This is a genomic window from Streptomyces sp. PA03-1a, from assembly GCF_033792805.1.
Lineage (GTDB): Bacteria > Actinomycetota > Actinomycetes > Streptomycetales > Streptomycetaceae > Actinacidiphila.
The window spans coordinates 1-10,898 of record NZ_JARAVO010000285.1 but is presented as its reverse complement, the minus strand read 5'-3'; the positions used below and the strand labels follow the sequence as shown (position 1 = coordinate 10,898).

Here is a 10,898-nt window from a genome sequence, read left to right as displayed (position 1 = left end):
TGTCAGGCGCGAACGCGGCGAGAGAGCGGTGGAGGCGGGTCTGCCGCGGCGGCGGGGCCTCCAAGCCCCCGCGGCAGACCGGCCGGCACCTGATGCTCGCCACGATCGCGCTGCTGTGGCTGCTGCCGCTGCTGTGGGCCGTCTACACCTCGCTGCGCCCCTACGCGGACACCAGCAAGCACGGCTACCTGTCCTGGCCCCGCGGGATCAGCCTGCAGAACTACACCGACGCCTGGAACCAGTCCGGCATGCCGCACTTCTTCTGGAACTCGGTCCTCATCACCGTCCCGTCCGTCCTGGGCACCCTGTTGTTCTCCGCGGCGGTCGCCTTCTTCGTCTCCCGCTTCGACTTCCGCTGGAACATCGCGCTGCTGATGCTCTTCACCGCGGGCAACCTGCTGCCCGCGCAGGTGCTCATCACCCCGCTCTACCGGCTCTACCTGCTGGTACCGCTCCCGGCGTGGATGAGCGACTCGCTGCTGCTGTACAACTCGGCCTGGGGCATCATCGCCATCCACATCGCCTACCAGTGCGGCTTCTGCACCTTCGTGCTGAGCAACTACATGAAGACGATCCCCGGGGAGATCTCCGAGGCCGCCCTCGTCGACGGCGCCCAGGTGTGGCGGCAGTTCTTCCAGATCATCCTGCCGCTGTGCCGGCCGGCCTTCGCCGCGCTCGCCACCCTGGAGTCGATCTGGATCTACAACGACTTCTTCTGGCCGCTCGCCCTCATCGAGACGGGTGACAAGCGCCCCATCACCTCCGCCCTGGCCAACCTGCAGGGCCAGTACTTCACCAACCCCAACCTCATCGCCGCCGGTGCCCTGATGACCGCCGTCCCCACCCTGCTCGTGTACTTCGCGCTCCAGCGGCAGTTCATCAGCGGCCTGACCATCGGCTCCGGCAAGGGCTGACCTCGCCGGGCCCGGCACGCACACCCGCACCGCACCCGCCGTACCCCCCACCCCCAGGAGGCCCGACCCATGCGGTCACCCTCGCGCTCCGCCCTGTCCTCGACCGCCGCCAGGACCCTGCTCGTCCTGGCCCTCACCGCCGGCGTGTCGGCCGCCGTCCCCGCGGCCGGGGCGACCGGCCCCGACGGCGTGCCCGCCGCGACGGCCGGGACCACCGCCGTCACCGCGCACCAGGTCGCCGCCAAGCCCTACATGGGCTGGTCGAGCTGGAGCATGCAGTCCTCGAAGTACCCCGGGCTCAACCCCACGGGCGACTACAGCTACCTGACCGAGGCGAACGTCCTCAAGCAGGCCGACGCCATGGCCGCCAAGCTCAAGAAGTACGGCTACAACTACGTCAACCTCGACGCCGGCTGGTGGCGCGACCAGTCCTGGAAGCCCGAGTTCGACGCGTACGGCCGGCAGACCCCCGACCCCGGGCGCTTCCCGCGCGGCATGAAGGCGGTCGCCGACCACGTCCACGCCAAGGGCCTCAAGGCCGGCATCTACCTGCCGGTCGGCCTGGAGAAGGAGGGGTACGGCGACGGCAAGGTGCCGATCTGGAACACCACCGACTGCACCACCGCCGACATCGTCTACGACGACCTGCGCACCACCAACGGCTGGGACAGCTCCTACAAGATCGACTTCTCGAACCCCTGCGCGCAGAAGTACGTCGACTCCCAGGCGCGGATGATCGCCGACTGGGGATACGACTTCCTGAAGATCGACGGCGTCGGTCCCGGCTCCTTCAAGAGCGGTGACAACTACGACAACCGCGCCGACATCGCCGCCTGGCAGAAGGCCATCGCCGCCACCGGCCGCCCCATCCACCTCGAGCTGTCCTGGTCGCTGGACATCGGCCACGTCGCCGACTGGAAGAAGTACTCCAACGGCTGGCGGATCGACACCGACGTCGAGTGCTACTGCGACACCCTCGTCTCCTGGGAGAACTCCGTCGACGACCGCTTCGCCGACGCGGCCGCCTGGAGCCGGCACGGCGGCCCCGGCGGCTGGAACGACCTCGACTCCCTCGACGTCGGCAACGGCCGGATGGACGGCCTCACCAAGGCCGAGCGGCAGACCTACATGACGCTGTGGGCCATCGCCAAGTCCCCGCTCTACACCGGTGACGACCTCACCCGCCTCGACGACTACGGGCTGTCCCTGCTGACCAACCGCGAGGTCATCGCCCTCGACCAGTCGAGCACCCCGCCGGCCCGCCCGGTCACCCCCGTGGGCGACCAGCAGGTCTGGGCCGCTGAGAACGCCGACGGCAGCTACACCGTCGCCCTGTTCAACCTCGGCGACGCCCCCGCCGCCGTGACCGCCGACTGGACCTCGCTCGGCTTCGCCGGCCGCGCCTCGGTCCGCGACCTGTGGAACCACGAGGACCTCGGCTCCCACCGGGGCAAGGTCACCAAGTCCCTTCCCGCGCACGGCTCGCGCCTGTTCACCGTCACCCCGCACGGCCCGGTCCAGCCCATGACCGGCTACGAGGCGGAGGCCGCGGGCAACACCCTGGCCGGCAACGCCTCCCTCGCCGACTGCGGTGCCTGCTCCGGCGGTAGGAAGGCCGGCAACCTCTACCTCGGGGGCTCGCTCCGCTTCAACGACGTCGTGGTGAAGAAGGCCGGCACCTACATGATCAAGGTCGCCTACGTGAGCGGTGACGCCCGCACGGTCCGGGTCTCCGCCAACGGTGGCGGCGCCACCGCCCGCACGTTCCCGTCCACGGGCGACTGGGGCACCGTCGAGGCGGTCAGCCTTCCCGTCACGCTGAAGGCGGGCGCCAACACCGTCACCTTCGACAGCGCCGACGGTTACGCCCCGGACATCGACCGGATCGACGTGCCCGAGCTGTCCTGACACCCCGTGGGGCCCGGCACGCGCCGGGCCCCACGGCGGGCGGAAGACAAGGTGGGCCGGCAGACACGGACGGGGGAGCGCGCATCTGCCGGCCCACGGTCACCATAGGGCTCCGAGGGGGGCCGTCGCCCGGGCATCGCCGATGTCCGCCGGTTTCGGCCACGAACGCGGCGCGGAGCGTCCACCCCCCTTCCGCCGCGCCCCACGTGCCTCACACGCGGGCGGCGGAGCGCAGGTCGTGGTCGAAGGCGCGGATGTCCTCGGTCGTGAGGGTGGCGCGGGTACGGGCGACCGCCTGCAGGTAGTCCTCGGTGCGGTGCGTCAGGTCCGCCGTGCTGCGCGGGTCCGTCGCCAGGTGCCGTTCGAAGGCGGTCTGCGCGGCGGCCTGCGCCGCGTACTCGATGTCCGCCGGTGTGAAGCGGTCGCTCGCCTCGACCAGCGCGTCCAGGTCGATGTCCGCCACCCGGTCCGGACCGATGTAGCGGATCCAGATCGCCCGGCGGGCCGCGGGGTCGGGCGGGCCGACCGGGATCAGGAAGTCGAAGCGGCCCGGCCGCAGGAAGGCCGGGTCCAGCGAGCGCACCGCGTTGGTCGCGCAGATCAGCAGCCGGCGCTCGCCGCGCCGGAACTGCGGGATGAGCTTGAGGAGCTCGTTGGTCACCCGGTGGGCCAGGGTGGACGGGTCCTGCCGCTCCGAGGCGATCTCCTCCGCCTCGTCGAAGAAGAGCACCACCTGCTCCAGGTGCTCGACCCGGGCGAAGAGCCGCCGCAGTCCGTCGGCCACGCCGTGCGCGTCCTCGGCCAGCTGGTACGGGAGCACCTCGATGAACGGCCACGCCAGCCGGGAGGCCACGGCCTTGGCGAACGTCGTCTTGCCGGTGCCCGGCGGACCGAAGAGGACCACCGCACGCGGCGGCACCAGGTGGTAGCGCTCCGCGACCCCGGGGTTCTCCAGCGGCAGCACCAGCCGCCGCTCGATGAGCGCCTTCTCCGCGGTCATGCCCGCGATGCGGTCCCACAGCCCTTGCTCAGGGACCGCCCCGCCGAGCTGGTCGAGCAGGGTGTCCTGCGCGGAGTCGGCCGACAGCAGCTTCTCGAAGTAACCGAGCCCGGGGCGGAAGGAGTACCCGGAGTTCCGGAACGCCTGCTCACCGACCTCGCCCTCGGGCAGCAGTGCTCCGATCCGGCGCATCCCCGCCTGGCTCAGACTGTCCTCCAGGGCCGCCAGCAGCGCCGAGCCCATCCCGTGGTGGCGCCACTGCCGGGCGATGGCCAGCCGCAGCACCCAGGCGCGCTCCTGGGCCGTCGAGGACACCGCCGCCCCCACGACCCGGTCACCGACCATGGCCACCACGGCGGGCGCTCCCGCGCGCAGCGCGCCGACCACCTCCGCCAGGGTCACCGCGGGGTCCTCGGTCGTGTCGCGCGACTCCTCCCAGATGCGCACGACCTGGTCCAGGTCGCCTTCCTCCAGATCACGTACCCGCCAAGGCGTCATCGAGCTCACCTCCCGACCATTCTGGCCCAGGTGGCGCCGGAGCGCTCAGCCGGCGGGGTGGCCGACCTGTTCCTGCGCGCGCCCGGGCGGGGCGTCGGCCTGGCGGAGTTCGGCGAGCAGTTCGGTCTGCCCCGCGAGGAGTTCGGTGAGGATGCGGCGGGCCGCGCGCAGGAGTTCGGCGACGTCCCCGCCGGCGAGGGCGTAGCTGACGGTGGAGCCCTCGCGGATCGACACCACGATGCCGGACCGGCGCAGCACCGCGAGCTGCTGGGACAGGTTGGAGGGCTCGATCTCGATCTCGTTCAGCAGGTCCCGTACCGGCACCGGGCCGTTCTGGAGCAGCTCGAGGACCCTGATCCGCACGGGGTGCCCGAGCATGCGGAAGAACTCGGCCTTGGCCTGGTACAGGGGTACCTGCATCGTGTGTCGCTCCTGCCCGGTCTCCGACGGCCCTTCCCGTACGCGCCGGCGGCCGCTCCCGCGGCCGCCAGCGCGACACTGCGTCCAATCCTTCCCCTTCCGGGGCCCGTGCACCGCCGTGCTTGTGCGGATCAGGATGTGCCGAATTGAAGGATTCTTCAATTCCCGGGCGCACGGAGCCCCGAGGGAGGAACGGCGGCTACAGCTCGAGGTCGGCCTCGATTCGCCGGAGGCGGTGGCGGGCCATCGCGAGGTTGGCGTTGCGACGGTCGAGCACGAGGTAGAGGAACAGGCCGTTGCCGTCGCGGCTCTTGAGCAGCCGGACCAGGTGGTACTGCGTGTTCATGGTGATCAGGACGTCCTCGATCTCCTCCTTGATGCCCAGTTCCTTCATCGTCCGGGCCTTGGCGCGGATCACGTCGGTGTTGCCGGCGGCCGCGACGGTCAGGTCGAGGTCCTTGCCGCCACCGATCGTGCCCAGCGCCATGCCACTGGTGTAGTCGACCAGGGCAGCGCCCACGCTGCCCTCGATCGACGTCATCGTCTCCTTGAGGGAGGTCTCCACATTCGCCATCGGCGTCCGCTCCTTGCCGTCGCTCTCCAGGCGTCCGCGCGTCCGCGCGTCGCCGCCCCGGTTGGTGACGGAGAAGCTACTGAACGTGACGGGCCCCGTGGGGGAATCGGCGATGCCGGGGAGCGGACCGGAGCCCCCGGGTAGGATGCGCCGCCCCCCCACGCCGCGCCGGCCGCCGCCGCGTCGACCTCGGCGCGCAGCGGCGTAGCCGGCGACGGGAGCGCCCTTGCCGGGGGCGCGGGGACGGGCGCCGGGAGCCGCGGCGCGAGCCGCGGCAGCCACTCGTGCTCCTCGTCCACGTCGTTCGCGGTCCCCGCGGTCCTGGGCAGCCGTACGACCGTGTCGCTGTCCAGGCGGTACATGACGTTGGAGGTGCCGGCCGACCCGGTGGGGGTGAGCGGGAGGTCCGCCCAGTGGGGGAACCGCGCGTGCAGCAGCCGGCGTACCAGCGCAGCCTCGATCCCTGCCTGGTCGCCGCTCAGGGTGCGTGGGGGCATGTCCGCCTTCCGAAGTGGTCCCGCGCGACCGTGCTCAGCAGCACCGGGGGCGTGCGCGGCACCGGAATTCCGCGGACGCGGGGAGCCCCGGGTGGGGGACGCCGGAGCCATGGGCTTGGATGTGCGCGTGACCGTTCATGACGTTGCCCCCCGACTGCCCTCCATCGCCGAACTGCGCGACCACTGCCGCGCGCTGGCGATGCTCGACGCGATCCTCAGCCCCGAGTGGGAGATGCGGTACCACTCCTTCGACGCCGTGTGGGACACGGGGGAGGAGATGGCCTCCCTGCGCAACGGGTCGGGAGACGAGTACGCGATCGTGTTCTGCGCGGCCGGGGCCTTCATTCGCGGCTTCGACCACGAGTCCCCCGTCAGCCCCTACGGTTCGGAGGACCACGAGCCCTGGCCGGGGATCGTCGACGAGGTCCCCGAGGCCTTCCGTCCGTACGTCGAGGAGCCGGCGTTCTGCGATGAGGACGGCGTGCCGGTCGCGACCGTCTGCCTGTGGCGCGCAGCCGGGGACGACGCGTGGCGGCACGGGTCCGTCGACCTGCCGGAGGACCGCGAGGACGCCGACGGCGCGTCGTACCTGTTCCGTCTGCTGACCGACCGGTCCCCCGAGGCGTTCCGCGCCTTCGCCGAGGAGTACTACGAGGTGCCGGTGGACCTGGACGCCGTGCGCCATGTCCACGCGCTGCGCCCGCTCACTCCGGAGGTCGTCGCGAGGCTGAACGCGGAGGTGACGCTCGACGGTCTGGCCGAGGACATCGCGGGCATCGGCTATCCGCGGGGCACCGCCTGACGGCAGGTCAAGGGCGCACGGGCCGGGCAGTGCCCGCCGTGCCCCGGGCGACGTCGCGCAGCGCGTCGAGCAGCCCCCGCAGTGCCGGCTGCCGCAGCGACGTCTCCCGGACCGCGGCGTGGACCGCCCGGACGGGCTCCGGGCCGCGCACCTTCCGTACGGCGACCCCGGGGTGGTGGTGCGCCAGCGCGGCCAGCGGCAGCAGGCTCACCCCCAGCCCGGCGGCCACGAACCCCTGCGCGGTGGCGTAGTCCTCGCTCTGCACCACGACGGCGGGGCTGAAGCCGGCCGCGGCGCACGCCCGGAGGATCAGCTCCAGGCACGAGCCGTCCGGGGACTCACTGCCCACCCACGGCTCACCCGCGAGGTCGGTGAGATCGAGCACCCGCTTCGCGGCGAGGCGGTGGCCCTTGGGGAGGACCGCACGGTAGGGGTCGTCCCGCAGGTGCACCAGGCGCAGCCCCTCACGGCCCTGCCCGCGCGGCCGCACCACGATCGCGAGGTCCGCGCGGCCCTTCTCCACCTCCGGCAGCGGATCGCCGGGGTCGACCAGGCCGAGGTCGATCCGCACCCCGGGGTGCTCGCGGCGCAGCCGCGCGACGGCCGGGGCCACCAGGTCGGCACCCGCCGTCGGGAAGTAACGGACCGTCAGACTGCCGGTGCGGCCCGCGCGCAGATCGGCCAGCGCCGTCTCGGCCTCGGCCACCTCCCTGCCGATGCGGGCGGCGTACTCGGTGAGCAGCAGCCCGGCGGGCGTCGGCCGCACCCCGCGCCCCACCCGTTCGAGCAGCGGGACCCCGGCCTGCCTCTCCAGGACGGCGATCTGCTGGCTGACGGCCGAGGGTGTGTAACCGAGGTGAGTGGCGGCCGCGGTGACCGACCCGCTGGTCACCACCGCCCGGAGGACCTGCATGCGGCGCACGTCGAGCATGTAGCTCAGCTTAACGGTACGTGCGTGAACCTTCGCTTGTGCCACCAGGACGGGTGGGGGAGCGTCGTGGGGGACGGTGACGCGAGACGACGGGAGGCCGGCGTGCCCGGTGGCGGAGGCGGCGTGAGGGCGCTGCTGCGGATGGCGGTGCTGGCCCTGTTGTGGGGGTCGACCTTCCTGTGGATCAAGATCGCGCTGGAGGGACTGCCGCCCGCCTGGGTCACCTTCCTGCGCTGCGCCTGCGGCGCGGCCCTGCTGCTCGTGCTCTGCCGCCGCGCGGGCCTGCGCCTGCCGCGGGGGAGGCTCCTCTGGAGCCGTCTCACGGTGGCGGCCCTCCTCTGCAACGCGCTGCCGTTCCTCCTCTTCAGCGTCGGCGAGCAGAGCGTCGACTCCGGGGTGGCGGGCGTCCTCAACGCCACGACGCCGTTGTGGTCCCTGCTCATCGGTCTCGCCCTGGGCGCGGGACGACGCGCCGTTCGCGGACCCCGGCTCGGCGGCCTCCTCGCCGGGTTCGCGGGTGTCCTCCTGATCTTCGCCCCCTGGCACCGGTCGGGCCTCGCGAGCTGGGGCGCCCTGGCCCTGCTGGGTGCGGCCGCGAGCTACGCGTTCGCCTTCGCCTACATGGGGCGCAGGCTCATCCCCACGGGTGCGGGCGCACTCCCGCTCGCCGCGGGCCAGTTGACCGCCGCGACCGCGCTGAGCGTGCCGGCCCTGCTCGTCACCGGCACCACCGGGACCGCGGTGACCCTGCGCTCGACCGTCGCGGTGCTCGCCCTCGGCGTCCTGTGCACGGGCGTCACCTTCTACCTGACGGTGCGCATCATCGCCGACGAGGGTGCGACGGACGCGGCAACCGTCGGCTACCTCCTCCCCGTCGTGTCGGTGGGGCTCGGCGCGCTCGTCCTCGACGAGTCGGTGGGCGCCCGGGTGGTGGCCGGCATGCTGGTCGTCCTCATCGGGGTCGGGCTCACGCGGTCGCGGGGGCTGCGCCTACGCCCGTGGCGGCGGCATGCCGACGCCACGGGCGAGGGCGGTGACGACCGCGCAGGCGTGCCCGGCCAGACGCACGGCCGCCCAGTCGGCAGCGGCACGGAGGAACGCCGCCAGGTCCCGCTCGGCGTCCGCGATCCCGCGCCGCAGCACGTCGACGTCGACCTCGAACACCGGGCTGTCGTCCCGCCCCGCGTCGACGGTCAACCGGATGACGTCTCCGCGCCGTTCGGCGAGCGGTGAGGGGTCGTGGCCGAGCCACGCGTCGCCGGTGCCGTCGAGGACGCCGAGCCACTCGCGCCAGTCCTCCAGCCCGCTGCAGCAGCCCGGGCGTACCACCTCCAGGTCGCCGGCGGTGCCGGTCACCTGCAGTCCGCCCGGTGCCTGGACGTCCTCCCCGGTCAGCAGCCCCCGCAGGAAGTCCTCGACCGGGTCGCCGGGCCGGGCGGGCGGGGCGTCGTCGTCCCTCCGGGCATCGTTGTACGCGGCGATGGTCATCACGGCCGCGCCGACCTCGGGGGGTGCCAACGCGCCGTGGAGCGGCATGAAGGTGAACGGCTCCCGCTCGGCCACCGGCCAGAGGGCGAAGCCGTCCGCGGTCCCCAGTTCCAGCACGGGCTGCACGACGATCACCGCCCGAGTCTGCCCCGGCCCCCGACCGGGCCGCCTCCCGTTTTCCGGCGGGTGGGTCCGGCGCGCGTCGGGGCGGCCCGCGGGCGCTCGCCCCATGTGGTGGCCGATTCCGGGCGGCGGCCGGGACGCCGCGGTGGTGGTCGGCAGCCCGCCAGCGCATCCCGCCTGACTGCTGCCGTCGCGATCGCCGACCCTGGGGGGTACCGGGCGATGCGGGCCCACGGCGGCGGGTTCGGGCGCTGCGGGCGAGGCGTCCCGACGGCTGAGGCGACGGGTGAGGCCGGGTGTCGGCGGTGAGCCGTGTCGAACGGCGGGCATCGCGCCGCAGGTTGGGGCGGCTTGCGGGCGCTTGGCCGGCGCCGTGGCCGATGCGAGGCCACGCCGGTGGGGATCGTGCCGACCGGCTGCGGTGAGGGTGGGGCCGGGTGTCGGAGGTACGGCCGGCCGAACGGCCGCGCTCGCCCGAGGCCGTGGCCGGTGCCGGGACGGCACTGCCGGTGCGGGGCCGTGCGAACGTGCGGCAGCGACGGGTGACACCGTAGGTGAGCCGGGCCGGACGCAGCCTCGGCCGGCGCTCTCGGAAGCCCGGCCCGGTCACGCCACCCGCAGGGCCTCGATGGCGTCCTCGTCCCAGTCGATGCCGAGCCCCGGGGTCTCGGGCGGCACGACGTGGCCGTCGACGACCGTCAGGGGGGTGCGGGTGATGGCGTCGAGCTGCGGGATGTGCTCGACGTACATGCCCGGGGGCACCGCGCAGGCCAGGCTCGTGTGGAGTTCCATCAGGAAGTGCGGGGCCACCTGGACGTTGAAGGCCTCCGCGGTGTGCGCCGCCTTCAGCCACGGGGTGATCCCGCCGACGCGCGCCACGTCGACCTGGACGATGCCCGCCGCGCCCGCGGCCAGGTACTCGGCGAACCGGCCCACGCCGTAGAGCGACTCGCCGACCGCGACCGGGATCGAGGTCGAGGCGGCCAGCCGGACGTGCCCGGACAGGTCGTCCGCGGGCAGCGGTTCCTCGAACCAGGCGAGGTCGTACGGCTCGTACGCGCGCGCCCGGCGGATCGCCTCGGCGCCCGTCATCGACTGGTTCGCGTCCACCATGAGCACCCAGTCCGGCCCGACCGCGGCGCGGACCGCCGCCAGCCGTTCCACGTCCTCGCCCACGGTGGGCTTGCCGACCTTGACCTTCGCGCCGCGCAGCCCGCGCTCCTTCGCCCGCAGCGCGCCGGCGGCGAGTTCGTCGGGCGTCAGGTGCAGCCAGCCGCCCTCGGTGTCGTACAGCGGCAGCCGCTCGTGCGCGCCGCCCGCGAGCCGCCAGAGGGGTTCGCCGGCGCGCAGGCACCGCAGGTCCCACAGGGCGGTGTCGACCGCGGCCAGCGCCAGGGAGGTGATGGCCCCGACCGAGGTGGCCCGGGTGACCGACAGCAGCCGCTGCCACAGCGCCTCGACGGAGCGGGCGTCCGCGCCGGTGAGCAGCGGCACCAGGTGGTCGCGGAGCAGGGCGAGCACCGAACTGCCGCCCGTGCCGATGGTGTACGCGTACCCCGTGCCCGTGAGGCCGTCGTCCGTGGTGAGGGAGACCAGGACCGTCTCCTGGCGGACGAAGGTCTGCAGGGCGTCGGTGCGCAGCACCTCGGGTTCGAGGAAGACCATCCGGCACTCGGCCTTCGTGATCCGGCTCATGTCGGCGACCAGCCTTCCGGGGGAGGGGGGTTCACACAGGGGGAGGTC

The 10,898-nt window shown here is 73.2% G+C and carries 10 protein-coding genes and 1 pseudogene; 4 read left to right on the top strand and 7 right to left on the bottom strand.

Features of this window, described 5'->3' with window-relative positions; genetic code table 11:
- The coding region (locus PV341_RS39685) for a carbohydrate ABC transporter permease (protein ID WP_500360331.1) at positions 1-914 on the top strand (914 nt) is incomplete at its 5' end.
- Between the two features lie 69 nt (positions 915-983).
- Positions 984-2,822: an alpha-galactosidase D gene (locus PV341_RS39680; protein ID WP_500360330.1), complete on the top strand. Its 1,839-nt coding sequence runs from the start codon at positions 984-986 to the stop codon at positions 2,820-2,822.
- A gap of 211 nt (positions 2,823-3,033) precedes the next feature.
- Here the strand turns inward: PV341_RS39680 and PV341_RS39675 are convergent, their stop codons facing one another.
- The 4 genes from PV341_RS39675 to PV341_RS39660 all read right to left on the bottom strand — a co-directional run bounded on the left by PV341_RS39675 (position 3,034) and on the right by PV341_RS39660 (position 5,811).
- Positions 3,034-4,320, bottom strand: a complete 1,287-nt coding sequence (locus tag PV341_RS39675; protein ID WP_500324551.1) for an ATP-binding protein — start codon at positions 4,318-4,320, stop codon at positions 3,034-3,036.
- 45 nt (positions 4,321-4,365) lie between these two features.
- On the bottom strand, positions 4,366-4,740 hold the full coding sequence (locus PV341_RS39670) for an ArsR/SmtB family transcription factor (RefSeq protein ID WP_500324553.1): 375 nt from the start codon (positions 4,738-4,740) through the stop codon (positions 4,366-4,368).
- A 199-nt stretch (positions 4,741-4,939) separates the two neighbouring features.
- The gene (locus PV341_RS39665) at positions 4,940-5,314 is read right to left on the bottom strand and encodes a roadblock/LC7 domain-containing protein (protein WP_500324555.1); all 375 of its coding nucleotides are present in this window, start codon (positions 5,312-5,314) and stop codon (positions 4,940-4,942) included.
- Complete coding sequence (locus tag PV341_RS39660; RefSeq protein ID WP_500360329.1) at positions 5,278-5,811, bottom strand: phosphotransferase; 534 nt, start codon at positions 5,809-5,811, stop codon at positions 5,278-5,280. Before PV341_RS39660 ends, PV341_RS39665 begins: the two co-directional genes overlap by 37 nt.
- Before the next feature lie 109 nt (positions 5,812-5,920).
- Between PV341_RS39660 and PV341_RS39655 the strand changes: the two genes are divergently transcribed.
- Positions 5,921-6,613, top strand: a complete 693-nt coding sequence (locus PV341_RS39655) for a hypothetical protein (protein WP_500324558.1) — start codon at positions 5,921-5,923, stop codon at positions 6,611-6,613.
- Between the two features lie 7 nt (positions 6,614-6,620).
- Here PV341_RS39655 and PV341_RS39650 read toward each other — a convergent pair whose 3' ends face one another.
- Positions 6,621-7,544, bottom strand: a complete 924-nt coding sequence (locus PV341_RS39650) for a LysR family transcriptional regulator (RefSeq protein ID WP_500360328.1) — start codon at positions 7,542-7,544, stop codon at positions 6,621-6,623.
- Between the two features lie 141 nt (positions 7,545-7,685).
- Between PV341_RS39650 and PV341_RS39645 the strand changes: the two are divergent.
- A pseudogene (locus tag PV341_RS39645) lies at positions 7,686-8,504 on the top strand (DMT family transporter); the annotation flags it as partial.
- 30 nt (positions 8,505-8,534) lie between these two features.
- Here the strand turns inward: PV341_RS39645 and PV341_RS39640 are convergent.
- Together PV341_RS39640 and PV341_RS39635 are read right to left on the bottom strand one after the other, a co-directional pair.
- The gene (locus tag PV341_RS39640; protein WP_500360327.1) at positions 8,535-9,167 is read right to left on the bottom strand and encodes a hypothetical protein; all 633 of its coding nucleotides are present in this window, start codon (positions 9,165-9,167) and stop codon (positions 8,535-8,537) included.
- A gap of 594 nt (positions 9,168-9,761) precedes the next feature.
- Positions 9,762-10,850 (bottom strand): mandelate racemase/muconate lactonizing enzyme family protein, encoded by a 1,089-nt coding sequence (locus tag PV341_RS39635; protein WP_500324563.1) that lies wholly within the window; start codon positions 10,848-10,850, stop codon positions 9,762-9,764.
- Between the last annotated feature and the right edge of the window lie 48 nt (positions 10,851-10,898).